At 63.7% G+C, this 19,544-nt stretch carries 16 protein-coding genes; 4 read left to right on the plus strand and 12 right to left on the minus strand.

The features are described 5' to 3' along the window. The coding region (locus KO539_RS00005; RefSeq protein ID WP_219306828.1) for a transposase at nucleotides 1–264 on the minus strand (264 nt) is incomplete at its 3' end. Between the two features lie 475 nt (nucleotides 265–739). On the opposite strand from KO539_RS00005, the gene KO539_RS00010 reads away from it, so the two are divergent. From KO539_RS00010 to KO539_RS00020, 3 genes are all read left to right on the plus strand, one after another. After that, nucleotides 740–1,855: a DUF3667 domain-containing protein gene (locus tag KO539_RS00010; RefSeq protein ID WP_219306829.1), complete on the plus strand. Its 1,116-nt coding sequence runs from the start codon at nucleotides 740–742 to the stop codon at nucleotides 1,853–1,855. A gap of 39 nt (nucleotides 1,856–1,894) precedes the next feature. Further along, the gene (locus KO539_RS00015; protein WP_219306830.1) at nucleotides 1,895–2,185 is read left to right on the plus strand and encodes a phage tail protein; all 291 of its coding nucleotides are present in this window, start codon (nucleotides 1,895–1,897) and stop codon (nucleotides 2,183–2,185) included. 233 nt (nucleotides 2,186–2,418) lie between these two features. Further along, nucleotides 2,419–7,461 (plus strand): diguanylate cyclase domain-containing protein, encoded by a 5,043-nt coding sequence (locus KO539_RS00020; RefSeq protein ID WP_219306831.1) that lies wholly within the window; start codon nucleotides 2,419–2,421, stop codon nucleotides 7,459–7,461. Between the two features lie 27 nt (nucleotides 7,462–7,488). Here the strand turns inward: KO539_RS00020 and KO539_RS00025 are convergent, their stop codons facing one another. The 7 genes from KO539_RS00025 to KO539_RS00055 form a co-directional block, all read right to left on the minus strand. Beyond that, nucleotides 7,489–8,988 carry a nucleobase:cation symporter-2 family protein gene (locus tag KO539_RS00025; protein ID WP_257626054.1) on the minus strand — a complete coding sequence of 500 codons (1,500 nt, stop codon included), beginning with the start codon at nucleotides 8,986–8,988 and terminating at the stop codon, nucleotides 7,489–7,491. A gap of 486 nt (nucleotides 8,989–9,474) precedes the next feature. After that, nucleotides 9,475–9,708, minus strand: coding sequence for a hypothetical protein (locus KO539_RS00030; RefSeq protein WP_219306832.1), 234 nt, complete (start codon nucleotides 9,706–9,708; stop codon nucleotides 9,475–9,477). A gap of 92 nt (nucleotides 9,709–9,800) precedes the next feature. Further along, a complete protein-coding gene (locus KO539_RS00035; protein WP_176390042.1) occupies nucleotides 9,801–10,127 on the minus strand; it encodes a hypothetical protein in 327 nt (108 codons plus the stop codon). Beyond that, nucleotides 10,124–10,621 carry a glycoside hydrolase family 19 protein gene (locus tag KO539_RS00040; protein WP_176390043.1) on the minus strand — a complete coding sequence of 166 codons (498 nt, stop codon included), beginning with the start codon at nucleotides 10,619–10,621 and terminating at the stop codon, nucleotides 10,124–10,126. Before KO539_RS00040 ends, KO539_RS00035 begins: the two co-directional genes overlap by 4 nt. A gap of 14 nt (nucleotides 10,622–10,635) precedes the next feature. Next, complete coding sequence (locus tag KO539_RS00045; RefSeq protein WP_219306833.1) at nucleotides 10,636–11,064, minus strand: hypothetical protein; 429 nt, start codon at nucleotides 11,062–11,064, stop codon at nucleotides 10,636–10,638. Nucleotides 11,065–11,447: 383 nt separating this feature from the next. Continuing rightward, entirely contained in the window at nucleotides 11,448–11,990 is a 543-nt protein-coding gene (locus KO539_RS00050; protein ID WP_219306834.1) for a hypothetical protein, read from the minus strand. 18 nt (nucleotides 11,991–12,008) lie between these two features. Next, nucleotides 12,009–12,428 (minus strand): FeoC-like transcriptional regulator, encoded by a 420-nt coding sequence (locus KO539_RS00055; protein WP_219306835.1) that lies wholly within the window; start codon nucleotides 12,426–12,428, stop codon nucleotides 12,009–12,011. Between the two features lie 149 nt (nucleotides 12,429–12,577). On the opposite strand from KO539_RS00055, the gene KO539_RS00060 reads away from it, so the two are divergent. Then, nucleotides 12,578–13,291, plus strand: coding sequence for a S24 family peptidase (locus KO539_RS00060; protein WP_219306836.1), 714 nt, complete (start codon nucleotides 12,578–12,580; stop codon nucleotides 13,289–13,291). A gap of 44 nt (nucleotides 13,292–13,335) precedes the next feature. Here KO539_RS00060 and KO539_RS00065 read toward each other — a convergent pair whose 3' ends face one another. The 4 genes from KO539_RS00065 to prpF form a co-directional block, all read right to left on the minus strand. Beyond that, nucleotides 13,336–15,222, minus strand: coding sequence for a propionate--CoA ligase (locus KO539_RS00065; protein WP_219306837.1), 1,887 nt, complete (start codon nucleotides 15,220–15,222; stop codon nucleotides 13,336–13,338). Nucleotides 15,223–15,325: 103 nt separating this feature from the next. After that, the gene (locus tag KO539_RS00070; RefSeq protein WP_219306838.1) at nucleotides 15,326–16,552 is read right to left on the minus strand and encodes a hypothetical protein; all 1,227 of its coding nucleotides are present in this window, start codon (nucleotides 16,550–16,552) and stop codon (nucleotides 15,326–15,328) included. 15 nt (nucleotides 16,553–16,567) lie between these two features. Next, the gene (locus KO539_RS00075; protein WP_219306839.1) at nucleotides 16,568–18,121 is read right to left on the minus strand and encodes an MBOAT family protein; all 1,554 of its coding nucleotides are present in this window, start codon (nucleotides 18,119–18,121) and stop codon (nucleotides 16,568–16,570) included. A gap of 150 nt (nucleotides 18,122–18,271) precedes the next feature. Further along, entirely contained in the window at nucleotides 18,272–19,471 is a 1,200-nt protein-coding gene (gene prpF / locus KO539_RS00080; protein WP_219306840.1) for a 2-methylaconitate cis-trans isomerase PrpF, read from the minus strand. Nucleotides 19,472–19,544: the final 73 nt, after the last annotated feature.

Consider the following 19,544-nt stretch of genomic DNA (forward strand, 5'->3'; position numbering starts at 1 on the left):
GCAGGCAGGATTGACTACGCTAACAATGAGTCCTTCTTGATGCAAGGCCAGCGCCACTGGCTCAGAATAGACTCCAGTGGCTTCCATACAGACGTGTATTGACGACATCGGTACGGACGACTTGCTAAGCCATGCAAGCAATGATTTGTGCCCCTCGGCGGTGTTCTCAACCACTTTCACCTTTATCTTGCCGCTCACAAGCATGGCAACATCGAGCTTCTTCTTGCTCACATCAATACCAACCAACGCGCATGCCGTATCCATTTTTGACCTTCCTCGTATACAGGCTTACGCAACATCGCGATGGCCCAAGATACCGTTCGGACTAGTAAAATGAAACAGGCAAAGGTACCTATCTGACCCACGTGTTCAAGGACACTCGGTCTGATCAGCATCACTCTGCCTGGCCGCTACCACGTCCTCATTATCTGACGGAGATGCGGCATATTCAATATACGAGGTCTGACATTTGGACACGGCCTCAGCTTTTATAGAACTGGCGTCGAAGAATTCCCCCTGCTTTGAAGCGCAAAGCTGTTAGGTTTTTGTTCGATTGCCGGACCTGCCCCTCGCCCCCTCTGGACCTGACTCTCGCCTCCTCTCGCCCTCTGCTCGATGGCATTGGCGGTGCCGCTGCGGCACTGTCCGGCAGCATACCGACTGCCGTTTTTGCCAGTATTACTTGAACATACAGGCGCCTTGTTGCACAATCAGCCATTTTCCTGGTGGGAGTTGCACGATGAGTGAGCTGAAAGCGGTCGGCGCCCTGGCGATGGCAGGTGTGGCGGCCAGCGAGGTTGAGGACGATAAAGCGCCGCAGCCGGCCGGTGCCGCGCACGTTGCGAACTGCGCCAACTGCCAGGCGCCGCTGGGCGGCGCGTTTTGCCAGGCCTGCGGCCAGTCAGCCCACGTCCACCATTCGTTGCTGCACCTGGCCGAAGAAGTCGTGCACGGCATCCTGCACTTCGACGCCAAGGGCTGGAAGACGATCCCGCTGCTGGTGGCCTTTCCTGGCCGTCTGACGCGCCGCTACATCGACGGGCAGCGCAAGAACTATGTTTCGCCGCTCGCGCTGTTCCTGTTCATGGTGTTCCTGACCTTCTTCGCCACCTCGTTCGGCGGCGGCCAGCTCCTCACCCGCGACGCCAATATCGCCTCGCTGACCAAACACGTCGCGTCTGCCAAGCTCAAGGTCGAGCGCAATGAGCTGGCGCTGGAGGAGGCCCGCAAGGCCGATGTCGGCGTCGCTGGTGTCGAGAAGGCGCTGGCCGTTTCGCGCAAGCTGCACCACGAAGCCGAGCAACGCCTGCTGCACGTCGTGTCGCCCGAAAAAGCGACCGGTGAAGAAGCACTTGAGCTGACAGAGCCAGGTTGGTTCGACAAGACTGCCGCCAGGATCGCGTCCAGCCCGCCCAATCCCAACGCCATGTTTCCGGAGCTGGAAAAAAGCTTTCATCACGCCGCAGAGAATCCCGAGCTGGCGTTTTACAAGTTCAAGAACACGGCCTACAAGTTCTCGTTCCTGCTGATCCCGATCTCGCTGCCCTTCGTGTGGCTGATGTTTTTCTGGAAGCCAGGCGTGGCCATGTACGACCATGCGGTCTTCGTGCTGTATTCGCTGTGCTTCATGTCCTTGCTGTTTACCGTGCTGATACCGCTAGCGATGCTCAACCAGGGCTGGCTGATCGCATTGCTGGTGTGCCTGGCGCCGCCCCTGCACATGTTTCTGCAGCTACGCGGCACCTACAACCTGGGCAAATGGGGCGCGCTGTGGCGCACTTGCATGTTGCTGCTGGCGGCCAACCTCGTGCTTGGCGTGTTCCTCGTGCTGGTGTTGATGAAGAGCATGCACTAGCGACACAAGGTCGGGCCATGTTCTGAGGTCGCAAACCCGATGATCGTCACCGACTACGCGGACGGTGCCGACGCCATCATGGTGGTCCTGATCGCCTGGCTGAAAGTCCGCCAGCTCGACCTGCTGGCCAACGACGAGCGGCGCAAGCACGGCATTGCCTTCGAAGTCGATTTCAACAACCATGAAACGGTCGATATTTCGATCAAGCTAGACCTGACCGAAAGGGACAGTGAACGCGAGCGAGGACGTGCTGGCTGGCACCATCGGCCTGGCCAAGCACCTGCACGGCGGCGTCCAGTCGGGCGGGCTGCAATTAGGCGCGGAGCATGACCAGGGCATCACGCTGCCCATGTTTCCCCGCTATCGCTACAGTTGTTACAGTCGTCGTGTTCCATTCCCGCACCCGCACTCGCCTGCTTCCACTGGCATTTTTACAACAAACCCCATCACCCTTCCCCCTCCCCCACGGCCCCCTGCTGATATAATACTTACAACCAAGTAAGATTCCGAAATGTGCGCCTCCAGGGCTCCCGCAACCGTCTGTGTACCGCCAAGCCCAGCCCATGCGCTCCGTTTTCGACCACGAAATCATCAAGCAGCTGCACAGCGGCGTCCGTTCGCGTGTTTACCGCGCCAGGGCGGCCGATGGCACGGCGCTGATCGTCAAGATGCCGAATCAGCAGTTCCCCTCCTTCCAGCAACTGGCGCAATTCAAGCGCGAGTACGCGATCGCGCGCCGCTGCCGCCACCCTGGCGTGGCGCATCCGCTGGCGCTGCAGCTGCATGGCGGGCACTGGACCATGCTGCAGGAAGATACCGGCGGCCTGGCGCTCGACCAGCTATTGCGCGCACAGGTGGCGGCGCGCAGGACGCCGTCGCAGCCCGCGTTGGCGCTGGACGTTTTTTTCGACATCGCGCTGCAACTGTGCGCCGCGCTGGACGAGGTCCATCGCCAGGGCGTGATCCACAAGGACATCAATCCCTCCAATCTGGTGTGGAATGGCGAGCGGCGCCTGCTGCAGCTGATCGATTTCGGCATCGCCTGTGAACTGCCCTACGAAAGCCATGGTATCGTCAGCCTCCAGACCCTCGAAGGCACGCTGCGCTACATGGCGCCGGAACAGACCGGGCGGATGAACCGCAGGGTCGACTGGCGCGCCGATTTCTATGCGCTGGGCGCCACCTTGTACGAATTGCTGACCGGCCAGGCGCCGTTCGAGGCGGACGACGAGATGGAACTCGTGCATTGCCACATTGCGCGCAGTCCCGACTGGTCGCACCCGGCGCTGGCAAGCTTGCCCGGCCAGCTGCTGCCGATCATCCAGCGCCTGCTGGAAAAAAATGCCGATCAGCGTTATCAGAGCCTGCAAGGCCTGCGCAGCGACCTCGCAGCGTGCCGCGCGAAAAAGCCCACGCAGGCGCTCAAGCTGTCCGACCACAACGGCCGCTTCCTGGTGCCGCAAACGCTGCACGGGCGCGAAGATGCCATCGTCGCGCTGCTGACGGCGTTTGAGCGCAGTAGCGCAGGCAGGTGCGAGATGCTGCTGGTGGCCGGCCATTCGGGCATCGGCAAGTCGGCGGTCATCAACGAAGTGCAAAAGCCCATCATCGCCCGGCGCGGCTGCTTCCTGTCCGGGAAATTCGACCAGCTCCAGCGCGACGTGCCGTATGCCTCGCTGATCCAGGCCTTCCAAGGATTGGTGCGCCAGTTGCTCGGCCAGCCCGAGGAAACGCTGCGGCAGTGGTCCGCAAAACTGCACCAGGCCTTGGGCAGCGGCGTGGGCGTGATCGTCGAGCTGATTCCCCAGCTGGCCCTGATCGTCGGCGCCACCGACGCGATGCCCGCATCGGCGCCGGCACAGGTCCAGTGGCGCCTGGACCGCCTCTTCCCCCGCTTCGTCGAAGTCTTCGCCTGCGCCGGGCATCCTCTGGTACTGTTCCTCGACGACCTGCAATGGGCCGATGCGGCCACCTTGCGGATGGTCGAGCTGCTGATGGTCTCCTGCGACAAGAGCTGCCTGCTGTTCATCGGCGCGTACCGCGACAACGAGGTGGGCGCCGCGCATCCGCTCATCGCGCTGCGCGACAAGCTGCTCGCCCGTGAGGTACGCCTGTCGACGCTGTTACTGAGCGCACTGACCGAGCCGCAGGTGGCGCAAATGGTCTCGGCCAGCGTGCGCGTGCCGGCCCACGCCTGCGCGCCGCTGACCAGCATTTGCTACCGCAAGACGGCCGGCAATCCGTTTTTCCTCAACCAGTTCCTCGCTGCGCTCAACGAATCGGGCCACCTGCGCTACCGGCCCGCCGACGATTGCTGGGACTGGGACTTGCCCGCGATCGAACAGGCCAGATACACCGACAACGTGGTCGAGGTGCTGCTGGAAAAAATCCGCCGCCTGCCCGCAATCACACAGCACCTGCTGCAACTGGCCGCCTCCAGCGGCAACCGCTTCACGCTCGACACGCTCACCCTGGCGGTGGGCCGCACAGCGCGACAAACGCAGCAAGACCTTTGGCCGGCGCTCAGGGCGGGATTGATCCAGCCGCTCGACGAACGCTATAAATACGTCAATGGCGACACCACTGCTGGCAACAGCGGCGTCAGCTACCGCTTCCTGCACGACCGGGTGCAGCAGGCAGCCTACCTGGTCGCCGATGCCGGTACGCGCGTGGCCAACCATCTTCTCATCGGCCGCTTGCTGCTGCGGCATACGCCGCCGGAGCGCCAGGACGAGACGCTGTTTGACATCGTCGAGCAGCTCAACGCCGGTCGCGCGTTGATTGGCGATGCGGACGAACGCGCGCAGCTGGCGATGCTCAATCTCCAGGCCGGCGTCAAGGCAAGGCGCTCCGCCGCGTTCCAGTCCACCCTCGAGCACATGCGGATCGGTCTCGACCTGCTGCCGGCGGACGCATGGAGCATCCACGCCGAGTTCTGGCTCGATCTGCAGCTGGGCGCGGCCGAAGCGGCCTACCTGTGTGGCCAGTTCGATGCCGCCGAGGCGATTTATCCAGTGGTGCGCGCCCGCGCCCTGAACCCCTTGCTGCAAGCGCGCTGCATTGCCATCCAGGCGCACCAGTATCAATTACAGGGCCGCCTGCTCGACGCCATCGCCGTGCAGCGCGACGGCCTGGCGCAGCTGGACATCGACATTCCGCACGATGTGGCGCACATGAAGGCGCGCTTCGCCGATATCCTCGCCGACATCGGGCGCCAGCCTGGCGCGCAGGCGCCCGAGACCTTGCTGGCGGCGGCCGACATGTGCGAACCGGAGGCGGTGGCCGCGATGCAGATGATGCAGGGCCTGTGGATGGCCAGCTATTACGCCGGCCAGCAGGATCTCAGCGCGCTGATGGTGGTGTCGATGACGCGCCTGTCCATGCAGCGGGGGAACAGCGATTTCAGCGCCGTCGCCTATGTCGGCTACGCGATGATGCTGGCGCTGTACAGCGGCGACATCGCACGCGGCTACGACTTTGGCGCGATGGCGATGGCGCTGGCCAGGCGCCGTGCCAATCTGCAGACGCGCACGCTCACGGGGCTGATGTTCGGCGCGCTCAGCAACCACTGGACGCAGCCGCTGCGCAGCTCCGACGCCCTGTACGAAGAGGCGTTTGGCTGGGCGCTGGAAATCGCCGATTTCGTGCAGGTCGGCGTGGTGACGGCCGTGCGCGCCACCGACCGCATCATCCTTGGCGACTACCTGCCGCACCTGATGCACGACATCGGGCACGACCTGGCGCTGATGCGCGCCAACGGCCAGCAGGCGATGGCCGATTGCTGCGTCGCCGCCGCGGTCCAGCCAATCAAATGCCTGATGGGACTCCTGCCCCGTCACGACAGCTACGACGATGCCACCTTCAGCGAGGCGCGCTTCCTCGCACAATATGGCGACTCGCAGCTGTACCGCGCCTACTTCCTGCAAGGGAAGATCCGCAACGCCTACCTGTTCGACAGCGCCGACGCCGAACTGCTGGCCGGCCAGCTCGGCATGGTCACGCAGATCATGCGCGGCCAGGCCAAGGTTGCCGAATGCAGCTTCTACGCCGCGCTGATCCTGATGCGCGCGTTGCGGCGCGCTCCCGCACGTCCCGACGCAGGCGCCATGCTGGCCATGATCGGCACGCTGCAGGAGAACCTTGCCGCGTGGGCAAGGCAAGGCTCGGACAATAGCGCCGCCAAACACCTGCTGGTGATGGCAGAAATGGCGCGCTACCAGGACGACCTGCAACTGGCCACGCGCCTCTACCAGCAGGCGATCGACGCCGCGGCGCTCGCGGGCTACGTCAACATGCAAGCGCTGGGCAATGAACTATGCGGCGAATGCTGGTGCGAGCAGGGACAGCCGCGCGTGGCCGCCGTCTTCATCCGCGATGCCATCGCCCATTATGGCCAATGGGGTGCGGAGGGCAAGGTGGCGCAGCTGCGCGAGGCCCATACCGCGCTGCTGTCAAGGATGGAGGGGCGCGGCACGCAGCGGTATTCCGTCTCCCACACGCACGGCAGTTCGGCGCTCGACCTGGTGTCGCTGCTGAAGGCGGCCCAAATCCTGTCGAACGAAGTCGGCCTGCGCAACGTGCTGACACGCCTCATTGCCATCGTGTGCGAAAACGCCGGCGGGCAGGTGGCGCGCCTGCTGCTGCTGTCCGAAGGCAGCTATCGGCTGGAAGCCAATATCGATGGCGATGGCGTCACCGTGCTGCAAGCGCGCCAGCTCGACCTGAACGCCGCCAGCGACCCGCAATTTCCGCTGTCGCTGCTGCGCTACGTCATCCGCACTGGCGCGGAGGTGATCGAAGACTGCATCACGGGCGCCTCGCGTTTTGCCGCCGACCCGTACGTGCAGTCGCACCTGCCGCGCGCCGTCATGTGCCTGCCGATCCGGCACGGCGGGCAGATCGACGGCATCCTGTACTTTGAAAACCGGCTGGCCGACGCCTCGTTTACGGAAGAACGCATCGCGTTCCTGCGCATGCTCGGCGCGCAGGCGATGATCTCGATCTCCAGCGCCAGGCTGCATGACAGCCTCGAACGGCGCGTTGCCGAGCGCACGGAACAGCTGGAAGACGCCAACCGCAAGCTGGCGACGCTGTCCATCACCGACGGCCTGACGGGCCTGTCGAACCGGCGCCATTTTGACGACGTGCTGCGCACCGAATGCGCGCGCACCACGCGCCTTGGCCAGCCGCTTGCCGTCATCATGCTCGACGTCGATTACTTCAAGCTATTCAACGACCGGCATGGCCATCAGGCCGGCGACGCATGCCTGATCCGGGTCGCGCAAGCGCTGGCGGGCGGCATGCGGCGCGCGGGCGACCTGACGGCGCGCTACGGCGGCGAAGAGTTTTCGATCGTGCTGCCAAACACGGGCGCGGACGAAGCGCGCCAGATCGGCGAAGCGCTGCGGCGCGCCATCGAAGATCTGGACATCGTCCACGCGAGCACGGACGCGCAGCAGGTGACGATCAGCGTCGGCATCGCGGTGCAGTCGGCGCCAGGCGCCGCCGATCCGGACGCGCTGCTGCGCCTGGCCGATGCCGCCCTGTACCAGGCCAAGGATGCGGGACGCAATTGCGTGGTGCTGAGGATTCTGCCGCCCGGCTAACCCGCATTCATGGCACCGGGCGGCGCCTTACTCGCTGCCATGGCTGTTCTCACGCGCCTGCTCCCGTGCCCTTTCCTGCGACGCCAGGCCATTGAAGAACAGGTTAAGCAGCACGGCGACGATGGCGGCCAGCAGGATGCCGCTGTGCAACAACGGCGACAGGGCCTTGGGCATGTGCTGCGCGTATTGTTCCGCCACCAGCGGCAGCATGCCGAAGCCGATCGACAGGGCCACGATGAACAGGTTGTTGCGGTTGCTCTTGTAGTCGACGCCGGCCAAGATGCGGATGCCGGTGGCGGCGACCATGCCGAACATCACCAGCCCTGCCCCGCCCAGCACGAACGCCGGCACGGCTTCGGCTGTCTGCGCGATCTTCGGGATCACGCCCATGACGAGCAATATAAGGCCGGCCGCCACGCAGACCCAGCGGCTGCGCACGCCCGTCACGCCCACCAGGCCCACGTTTTGCGAGAACGAGGTGTACGGAAAAGTGTTGAAGATGCCGCCGATCAGGGTACCGAGCCCATCGACGCGCAGGCCGCGGCTGATGTCGGCCTGCGTGATGCGCTTGTCCGTCATCTCTCCCAGCGCCAGAAACATGCCCAGCGACTCGATCATGACGACGATCATCACCAGGCTCATGGTGACGATGGCAACCACGTCGAAGGTCGGCATGCCGAACTGGAACGGCGTGACGATGGCAAAGGCCTTGGCGCTGGCCACCTTGGCGAAATCAGCCTTGCCCAGTGCAAACGACAGCGCCGTGCCGGCGATGATGCCGATCAGTACCGCAATATTCGACAGGAAACCACGGCCATACTTGGCCACCAGCAAGATGACGGCCAGCACGAAGAAGGCGATGCCCATGTTGTCCAGCGCACCATAGCCGGGATTGGCAATCAGGGGCACGGGGCCGGGCGGCGCTGGCAAGCCCGCCGCCGTGGCGGCAGCGGCCATCTTGAGGAAGGCGGGATCGGCGATCTGCGCCATGGCAGGCGGCCCGCCCATGGCCCAGTTCACGCCCACGCGCATCAGCGATACGCCGATCACGGCGATGATGCTGCCCGTGACCACGGGCGGAAACAGGGCCAGCAGGCGGCTGATGAAGGGAGCGATCAGCATGGAAACGACGCCGGCGCCGATCACGGCGCCAAAGATGCCCGTGATGCCCAGGGCCGGATTGTTCGCCATGGCCAGCATGGGACTGACGGCGGCAAAGGTGACGCCCATCATGACGGGCAGGCGGATGCCGAAGTACTTGCCTATCCCGAGGGACTGGATCAGGGTCACGAGGCCGCAGCAGAACAGGTCGGCACTGATCAATGCCGCCACCTGCTCGGGCGGCAACTTGAGGGCGCGGCCGACGATCAGCGGCACGGCGATGGCGCCCGCATACATGACGAGCACGTGCTGCAAGCCCAAGGTAAACAGTTTTCCGGCAGGCAGGATTTCATCGACAGGCGATGGCGCGGCAGGCGTGGCGCCCGGCACGCTGCGGTGGATCGATTTCAATCGGGGAGTGGCCATTTACGCTCCATTTCCTGGGTTGCCGCGGCCCGGATGGGCGCAGGTGAAAGGGAAAAGCAAGAGAGAAACGGGACGACAGGAACACAGTGGCGGCGGATGAGGCATGCGAAGCTCCTTGGATGGGACGACCAAGATATGCCATGCACGCATCGTGCCAGGTGGATTGTATACAGAAATTGTGCCGAAATTCACCAGAGATCAAGCAATTGGGCGGTGGATGCACCGTTTTCTCGCATGCCGCCCCGCGCCTGCACCAGAAGGCGGCAAAAGGCGGCAGCGCTGGCAGGCCATTGGTGACTGGTGACTGGTGATTGAATCCAGGAACGCCTGTCAAAACCTGCCGCGCGTCGTCATGCGCGGCCCGCGACGCTCACCGCTTCAAAGCCACATACTTCCACATACTTCGTGCAGTGGCGCTTCCTGAGCAAACCGGAGCCGTGCCCTCCTTCCACCCGCCACGGTGTTGTCAGGCGCAATCAAGCGTTGTCAGGAGTTATTAGCCCCGGAGCAGGCATCGATCAGCGCTTCCAGTTGCCGCACATGGGCGGCACGCAATTGCTCGCGCGCCAGCAAGGCTTGCACTTGCTCGAAGATGCCGTGCGATGGCACCGCCGGCAAGGCGGGCGCGACTGGGCGCGTGACCAGGCAAGGCGCGCTCACCGGCCAAGCTTCCACCTTCGATGCCGGCGCCCACGCCGCACAGCCGGTCAATAAACTCACCAGCAATAGCTCGGCGGCGCACTTGATACTGCGCCTCCTTGCCCGCCACCGCACACTCCTCCCACTTTCACTCTCACTTTCACTCAGCGGCCTCATGGCATTTCACTGGCGATCAGCGCCTCGGCAGCACGGCAGGCGTCGCCTTCGGGCTGCAGCGCCAGGATGCGCGCCGCTGCCGCTTGCGCCTCTGCCTGCCCTGCCTGCGCACTGGCCAATGCCTGCCCTACCCGCGCCGACCGGCGCGCGCCCTCCTCTCGCATCACATTAAGCGCCTGCTTCTGGCGCCGCAACAGCCCCTGCACCTCCTGTACTTGCGCCGCGCACGCGGCAAGGCCCGCCTCATGTCCCCAGCGTTGCGCGCAAAACACGGCTGCGCCCAGCAGCACCAGCATGGCCAGCACCAACAACGACGGCTTCATGCCAGCACCTTGCGCGCTGCCGCATACAAGGCCAGGCGCTCGGCCAGGCCGTTCACGCCACCGTTGATGTGGCGCGTCACCCGTTCCTGATCACCCGCGTCGGCCAGACCGTTCAAGCCGCGCGTTTGCCAGAACCAGCCCGCCGAGCGGCACGCGAAAGTCGTCGCCTCCAGCAACTGCGGCGCCGCCAGCAAGTCCTGGCCCAGCGCCACACCGCACGCCGCATAGTTGGCGCGCCCCGTCACCTGCAGCAAGCCGCGTCCCTTGAAGCGCACGCCATCGCCAGCGATCACATTACCCAGATCCGCCCTCCCCTCATAAGCCGCGCCGCTGGCCAATTCGCGCACATAGCGCAACTGTCCCGATTCGTGGCCCACCTGCGCCAGGAACGACGCCCGGCGCAGCGGCGTATCAATATCGAACTCGGACATCGCCGCATTCAAGGGCGCCAGGAACAGCGTAGCGCGGCGGCCAGCCAAGGGCATGATCTGCATCAATTGGGCGCCTGTCACAGCATGCCCCGCACATCCTTGACGGCAGCGGCCGCATCGGCAGCCAGTTCGCCGATATCCTTGCCACGCCGCTTGTCGAACCAGCGCACGCAGGCGCCCAGCACCCACCAGGCGGGCAAGCCGGCCGCCACCATCACGGGCGCGGCGATGAACAAGAAACCCGTGGCCGGATCGCCGCCATACAGGCTCGCCACGGTCTTCGCGCTGTCGAACAGGCTGGGCCACCACGACAGCACGGCGGCCACCAGCACGGGGCCGAGAAAGGTGGAAATGATGATGCTGGAACAAAAACGAATAAATGCCTCCTTGGTGGATCGGGGCCACATGAACATGAAGCCCAGCGACGTGGCGGCGGCGCCAGCCAGCACGGGCACGCCAAACAGTTTGATCAATGCGCCGCCGGCGGCGGTGGTTTCGAGGGCCATGGTTGCCTTTCAGGTGGTGGGAGTGAGGATGCGCAGCTAGGGAGGAATATCAAAGGCCGACAGCACGAGCATCGCCGTCGCATTTCCAGGAAAGAGTGAGACAGTATTTATGCAGGTGGGGAAATGAACAAACCCACACGCGGCGAGGCGGCGGGCTGGCGTCCGGATGGCGCGAGGCCATGCCGGATGGATAGTGGGCGAAGGGGCCATGAAGGCCGTTCGCTGCGCTGATTTCCCCTATCGGTGTCGCGCCGAAAGCGCGTCTATTACGAGTGGAGAAGCATGTGGTGTACTGCGGTATTGGCTGTGTTGCTGTTGCTGCGTGATCGAGACTCTATTGTAGGGGCGTTTTTTTCAGTGCCGGGCATATTGCAAAATTTTTGTCAGTGACCGAGGCGGCGCATGGCGCGGGCGCTGTGCGACTGGAAGATGCCTTCCAGTTCGCTGACCATGTCCTTGATGCGTTCGAGCTCGAAGCCGCCGGAACAGCTGATGGCCGCTTCGCCACCACCGTGGCACGCCTTGCAAACGACAGGCGCGCCGGCCTGCATGGCGGCGGCGACGCCCGTGCCGTGGCAGACCTTGCATTTGCTGTCGAGCCAATGCGCGAGCGACGCTTCGGCCACGCGGCGGTACAAGGTGTTGGCGGCCTGCGCATCCCAGGCCGTGTTCGCCTTGACCCAGCGCCGCGCGCGGCCCTTCTGCGTCACGGCCGCCGTCCAGGCGCGCAGCAGCTGCGCGAGATTGCCCGCATTGCCTTCAAACAGGCGGCTGACCGTGCCGTCCGCATACTTGACGCGGCACAGCAAGGCGCCCATGTCGCCGGCCAGCGCGGCGGCCGCGATGACATCCAGGTCGTGGTGGACGGCATCGTCGCGCAGATTCTGCGACGACAGCGATGCGATGAATTTTTCTGCAAACCCCATGATTTCTCCTCGTTGATACTAATCGTTGTTATTCTGTGCCGGGCCAAACAGGGCCGCCACCAGCGGATCGCGGCTGGCCGTGCCGCGTGTCCAGCTGGCCGTGCGGCGCACTTGCGGCGGCAGCTCGGCCCAGCCATCGACCTCGTCATCCTGTTCGCCCAGTGCGTACAGGGCGGGCCGCTGGCGCCCCGGTTCCGTGCAATGGCGCTGCGCCAGGTGGATCTGTCCCATGCCGCACATGTGGCGCAAATAGCGGCTCATGGTGCCCGCATCGAGTCCCAGCAAGGCGGATAATTGCGCCGCGCTGGCCTGGCCCTGCTCGCGGATGTACTGCGCGATGCGGGCGATGTGCAGCTGCGACTTCTTGCTGCGTCCCTGTAACTGGCGCCCCTGCCGTGGCGCCGCCCTGCTTTCAACCAACTGACTGCTGTTCAACATCTGCCTGACCTCCCGTGGTGCCGCCAACCGGCAGACGCTGTAGTGCGTTTGCGACAGGCAACGAGTGGACTTTATCAATCGCTAATGTTAAAGTCAAGCATTTGGTAATTTATCAAACGGTAAATTTCAGGTTTAATGTGGAGATGAATATGTATCAATACAGACGCGACCGCCTGCTGGCCCTGATCCGCGAGCATTACGACAACACGCGCAAGAAAATTTCCGACGTCAGCGGCTGGAGCGAGGCGCGCATCTCGCAAATCCTCTCGCCCAGCTACCGCGAGGGCCGTGCCTTCAGCGAAAAGATCGCGCGCAAGCTGGAAGCGGACCTGCAACTGGACAGCATGTACTTCGACCAGGGCGCGGCGCCCGACCAGGCAGCCATGGCCGCGCGCGCGCTGGCCGGCGCGCAGCCCGTGATCGTGGAAGATGGCGAGGACGAGCGCTTTTACCCGATCCGCAAGGTGAAACTGCGCCTGTCGGCGGGCATCACGGGCTTTGCCATCGAACCGGAAACGCACGACGGCAGCACCATCAGCGTGCCGCGCAGCTGGGTCGAGCGCAATGGCTACCACCCTGAAAAACTGGTGGCGATCAAGGTCAAGGGCGAGAGCATGGAGCCGGCCCTGTACGAGGACGACGTGGTGATCATCAATACGGCCGACAGCCGGCCGGCCGATGGCGTGGTATTCGCCATCAACTATGAAGGCGAACCGGTGGTCAAACGCATGGCGCGCGATATCGGCGAATGGTGGCTGACGTCGGACAACCCGGACCAGCGTAAATACCACCGCAAGCTGTGCCGCGGCAATGAATGCCTGATCGTGGGCAGGGTCGTGCGCAAGGAAAGCGACCGCATTTGAACGCGAAGTTTATCGATTGATAAACTTCGCACTCGTCATGGCGCTTATGCCAGCGCTGCCTGGATCTGCTGCAGCGCGGCCGGATCATCCATCGACGTCAGGTCGCCCGGGCTGCGCCCTTCGCAGATGGCCTGGATCGAACGGCGCAGCAGCTTGCCCGAACGCGTCTTCGGCAGCTGCGCCACGAACAGCACGCGCGCGGGCCGCGCCACGGCGCCCAGCTGGCGGTCGACCACCGCCATCACTTCGCGCTCCAGCACCGCTTTCGCGTCAACGCTGTCGAAACCCTGCGGATCCTTCAGGATCACGAACGCCATCGCCACCTGGCCTTTGAGCTTGTCCTCCACGCCCACCACCGCCACTTCCGACACGTTCGGATGGCTGGTGATGCTTTCCTCGATTTCGCGCGTGCCCAGGCGGTGGCCGGCCACGTTGATCACGTCGTCCGTGCGGCCCAGAATAAAATAATAGCCATCCGCATCGCGCAGGCCCCAGTCGAAGGTGGAATACACTTGCCGGCCGCTGAAGGTGGACCAGTAGGTGTCGACGAAACGCGCATCGTCGCCGTACACCGTCTGCATGCAGCCGGGCGGCAGCGGGCCTTCCAGCACCAGCACGCCCTTCTCGTTCGCGCCGCACTCCTCGCCCGTCGCTTCGTTGAGCAGCCTGACCTGGTAGCCGTACATGGCCAGGCCGGGGCTGCCCAGGCGCGTCGGCGTGTCGGCCACGCCTTTCGCCACCGAGAGAATCGGCCAGCCCGTCTCCGTCTGCCAGTAGTTGTCGATGATGTCCACTTTCAGTTCATCGGCGATCCATTGCGACGTGGTTTCGTCGAGCGGCTCGCCCGCCAGGTACAGCGCCTTCAATGACGACAGGTCGTATTTGCGCATCAGTTCCACCGGGTGCTTGCGCAGCACGCGGATGGCCGTCGGCGCCGAGAACATGCGCGTGACCTTGTATTTATCGACGATGCTCCACCAGATGCCCGCATCAGGACAGGTGGGCAAACCCTCGTACAGGATGGTGGCCATGCCGGCGATCAGCGGACCGTACACGATGTAGGAATGGCCCACCACCCAGCCGATATCCGAGGTGGCGAAGAAGGTTTCGCCGGGCTTGCCGCAGAAGTTGTACTGCATCGACGACGCCAGCGCCACCGCGTAGCCGCCCACGTCGCGCTGCACGCCCTTCGGTTTGCCCGTCGTACCCGAGGTGTACAGCACGTACGACGGCTCGTTCGATTCGAGCCAGGTGACGGGAACCTGCGCATCCAGGTGCCGCTCGCGCAGGGCCGCGTAATCGACGTCGCGGCCCGGCGTCAGTTGCATCGGCACCAGATGGCGGTCGACCAGCAGCACCTGCCGCGGCTTGTGCGCGGCGATGCGGATGGCTTCGTCGAGCAGCGGCTTGTAGGCAATCGCCTTGCCATTGCGCGAACCGGCATCGGCGGAAAACACCAGCTTGGGCTGCGCATCGTCGATGCGGCTGGCCAGGCTGTTGGCGGCAAAGCCGCCGAACACCACAGAATGCACGGCGCCGATGCGGGCGCAAGCGAGCATGGCGAACGCCGCCTCGGCGATCATCGGCATGTAGATCAGGACGCGGTCGCCCTTGACCACGCCCAGCGACAGCAACATGGCGGCGCAGCGCTCCACCTCGCGCTGCAGTTCGCGAAAGCTGTAGCTGCGCTCCGTGTTCGTCTCGGTGGAAATGGCGATCAGCGCGGCGGCATCGCCCTGGCTATCCACCCAGCGGTCTACGGCGTTGTGGCACAAATTCGTGGTGCCGTCGACAAACCACTTGGCGAACGGCGGCCGGGAAAAATCGAGCACTTGCGAAAACGGGGCGTTCCAGTCGATCTTGTCCGCTTCCTCGCGCCAGAAAGCCTCTGGCGTGTCGATCGAGCGTTGATAAAATGCTGCGAAATTCATGTCTCCTCCGGTATGCGTGCAATCTGGTATCGGGGCTTGGGCGAACTGGCCTGGCCTCCTTATGTTTACTATTTGTGTAGTATCTACCTCGGTCTTTCTTCCTTTATCTGCGTATGGATGCCCTCTCCAACGATTTTTCAAACAGTTTTTTCGAGAAAGCGAACATCGCTGGCTGCGCCGCCTCGCAGGCGCGGCGCTCGGCGGCAATCCTGTCGCGATTCGCCGCCAAGGTGGCGCTGGTCAGCGGCATGCCGAACTGGCCATCGTCCGGCGCACCGCCCTTGTGCGTCATGACGCGCTGCATGACGATGTCGCCCAGTGCCTTCTTGAAGTGCCCTGCTTCCCAGTACCAGCGCGTGCTGGCGTGGCGCTGTTGTTGCGTGGGAATCGGCTCGCAGTTGTAAGGGCCAAAGCCGCTGAAATCGGTCACGCTGATGCTGGCGGAAGGGTTCTTTTCCTTTACTGCCGCCACTTCCTGCACCACCTGCTGTTTCCACTCCTCGAACAGGGGCCACAGGCCTGCTCCTTCAAACAGGGTGAGCATCTGCGCGTGGTAGGGATAGATCACCAGCTTGATATCGGCCTGCGTGGCCGACATCGCCAGCAAGAACTCGTGCAGCGATTGAAAATCGCCGTCAGCAAAATCGGTTTTCGACATGGTGACAAATCGGGCGGCGCTTTTCTGCGCCCGATGCCTGAATACCTTGTCATAGCCATCGCGGACCGCTTGCGCGCCATAGTCCAGCGCAGGATTGAGGCCGCTTGGCTCGATGGTGAACGCCGCCTTGTCATGCTGGATAAGCGGGGTCTTCACGGCGTCCTTGACCGAGGCCAGAGAAAACAAGGTATCGAAACGCCAAAATCCAGGAAGATGGCCGGACGGCGCCTCTGTGCGCGCCGGCGGCGCGATGGCCGGCGTCAGAAAATCGATGAATTCAAGGCCCACGATCACCGTCCCCGGCTTGATTCCAGCCTGGGTCAGCTGCCCGAACTGGCTGATGGCCGTCGCCATCCCCGTGCCGGGAATTCCCATGTTGTAGCCAGCGCCCTGCATTGCGCCAAATGCAGCGGCACGCGGATCGAAGCCGATCTCGGCGCGCGAGTTGCCCAGGATGATGAAGCGCGGCCGCAAGCGCAGCGCGTGTTCGTGCTTGATCTGGCTCTGGTAGCGTTCCAGCCCAGGTTTGACGGCGTTGAAGTTTTCGCGCCTTGCCACGCCATATAAATTGTAGGGGTCGACGATGTACACAAAGGCGCATACCAGGCAGGCGCAGGACAGCAACACCAGCGTGAGGATGGACAGATAACGGGCATAAGAAGGTCTGCTCATTTTCAGCGCTCCCCGTCAAAACTGGAAATACAGAAAATCGGCGGGCTGGTTCAGCGCCAGGATGCTCGCCAGCGCCAGCAGCGCGATGGCCGCCGCCCACGCCGGCGAAGCACGCCACGTCAGCAGGCGCGCCATGTCGGGACCTGCCGTTCCTGCCGTGCTGGCACGCTGAAAATTCAGCGCCGGGGTACAGCGGCGCATGATCTGCTGCGTGTTCGGAAAGGCGAAGGCGAGCAGCGCCGCAATGCCTATCCACGTCCAGGTTTTGACGAACTGGAAGCCTTCGCCCAGGTAAAACGTCACGCCCGCCGTTTCCAGCAAGCGCTGCAGCGCAGGCACGCGGCTGGCCAGCGCGTCGGGTATGGCAATGCCGTTGCCACCCGCCATGCCCTGCAGGATAGCCCATGACGTCGCCATGTCCGGTGCGCGGAAAAAGACCCAGGCAACGCAGACGGCGGCAAAGGTGATGAAGGTGGCGACGATCTTCCACGCCCGGCTATCGAGCGGCAGATGCAGGCGCCGCGCCACCTCGCTCCAGGCCTTGTGGACACCCAGGTAAGCGCCATGCAGCGCGCCCCAGACGATGAAATTCCACCCGGCGCCATGCCACAGGCCGCCCAGCACCATGGTGATCATCAGGTTCAGGTAGCGGCGCACGGGCCCGCAGCGCTTGCCGCCAAGCGGGATGTACAGGTAATCGCGCAGGAAGCGCGACAGGGTCATGTGCCAGCGGCGCCAGAATTGCGCGATATTGCGCGCTTTGTAGGGCGAGTCGAAGTTCAAGGGCAGGCGCACGCCAAATAATCGCGACAAGCCGATGGCCATGTCGGAATAGCCGGAGAAATCGAAGTACAGCTGAAACGCGTACGCCAATACCCCGCCCCAGGCGGCCAGCAGCGATGGCGCGGCCGGATCGCTGAATAAGGGCGCCGCGTACGGGCCGATGTTATCGGCCACCAGTACTTTCTTGGCCAGCCCGATGATGAAAATCGTCGAGCCGATGGCCACATTCCTGCCCGAAAGGCGGAAGATGCGCCGGTCCGCAAACTGCGGCATCATCTCCTTGTGGTGCAGCACAGGACCGGCGATCAGGTGCGGGAAATACGTGACGAACAGCAGATAGTGGACAAAACGGCTTTCCTGCGCCTTGCCCTGGTAGGTATCGACCAGGAAGGCGATCTGGGTAAACGTAAAAAACGAAATCCCGATCGGCAGCACCACGTGCAGGATGGGCATGGGTTGCGCCAGCAATTGCGCCAGGCTGGCAACGAAGAAACCCGCATATTTGTAATAGGCGAGCAGGCCCAGGTTGGCGGCGATGGCCGCGATCAACAGGCCCTTGCGGTGGCGGATGCGTCCCGGCCCAAGCACGGTGGCGCAGCCGTAATTGAAGACGATGGAGCCGAGCAGCAGCGGCAGGTAGCGGTAGTCCCACCAGCCATAGAAAAACAGCGAGGCGCCGGCCAGCCAGGCGGCGGCCCATAAGCGGCTGCGTCGTCCCAGGATGAAAAAACCGGCCAGCGTGACGGGCAGATATGCAAACAGGAAGACGTAGGAGTTAAATAGCATCTGTTCACCAGTCAGAAAGCATGGGAGTGCGCCAGCGCCTGCACTACGCTCACGTGCATCGCGGCTGACGCTCCCCCATTTTCCTTGTCGCTCAGTTTCTTTGCTAGCAGAAATATCAACTGATCTGCATGCGCATTCGCCTGTTTGGCTTTAAAACGCGTCGCCGGGTATGCGCACCACGCCTTCCATCAGCACGCGCGCGCTGCGGCTCATGATGGCCTTGGTGACGCTCCAGACGCCATCGGCCAGCGCCGCTTCCGCGCCCACCATCAGGGTGCCGGACGGGTGGCCGAAGCGCACCGAGTTGCGGGGACCGCCGCCCGCTGCCAGATTGACCAGGGTGCCGGGGATGGCCGCCGCCGTACCGATGGCGACAGCGGCCGTGCCCATCATGGCGTGATGCAGCTTGCCCATGGACAGCGCGCGCACCAGCAGGTCGATATCGCCCGCTGCCACGTTTTTCCCGCTGGATGACACATAGCCGGCCGGCCGGGCGACAAACGCCACTTTCGGCGTGTGCTGGCGCTTCGCCGCTTCATCGAGGTGGGAAATCAAACCCATGCGCAGGGCGCCATGCGCGCGGATGGTCTCGAAGCGGGCCAGTGCGGCCGGATCGCCATTGATGGCGTCCTGCAATTCCGTGCCCGTGTAGCCGATGGCGTCCGCGTCGACAAAAATCGTCGGGATGCCGGCGTTGATCATGGTGACTTTCAACACGCCGATGCCGGGCACGTCGAGGTCATCCACCAGATTGCCGGTAGGGAACATGGCAGAGGTGCTACCGTCGCCGCCCTCTTCGTCCGCGGCCGGATCGAGAAATTCCAGCTTTACTTCGGCGGCCGGGAAGGTCACGCCATCGAGTTCGAAGTCGCCCGTTTCCTGTACTTCGCCGTTGGTCATGGGGACGTGGGCGATGATGGTTTTGCCGATATTGGCTTGCCAGATGCGCACCGTGGCGATACCGTTTGCCGGCACGCGCACTGGCTCTACCAGCCCACTGGCGATGGCGAACGAGCCAACGGCGGCCGACAGGTTGCCGCAATTGCCGCTCCAGTCGACAAACGGCTTGTCGATGGAGACCTGGCCGAACAGGTAGTCGACGTCGTGGTCAAGCTTGCTGCTTTTCGCCAGGATCACCGTCTTGCTGGTGCTCGACGTGGCGCCGCCCATCCCATCGATCTGCTTGCCGTACGGGTCAGGGCTGCCGATCACGCGCAGCAGCAGCGCATCGCGCGCGGCGCCCGGCACCTGCGCGCTGGCGGGCAAATCCTGCAGGCGGAAGAACACGCCCTTGCTGGTGCCGCCGCGCATGTAGGTGGCGGGGATTTTGATTTGGGGGGTGTGGGTCATTGTATATTTCCGCAGAAGTTCTTTGGCTGCGCTGCGAGGACGACAGCCTCCCCGCAACACAAAGCTGGGGTCA

Origin of the sequence: Janthinobacterium sp. NKUCC06_STL, assembly GCF_019345455.1 — a bacterium.
Classification (GTDB): Bacteria; Pseudomonadota; Gammaproteobacteria; order Burkholderiales; family Burkholderiaceae_D; genus Janthinobacterium; species Janthinobacterium rivuli.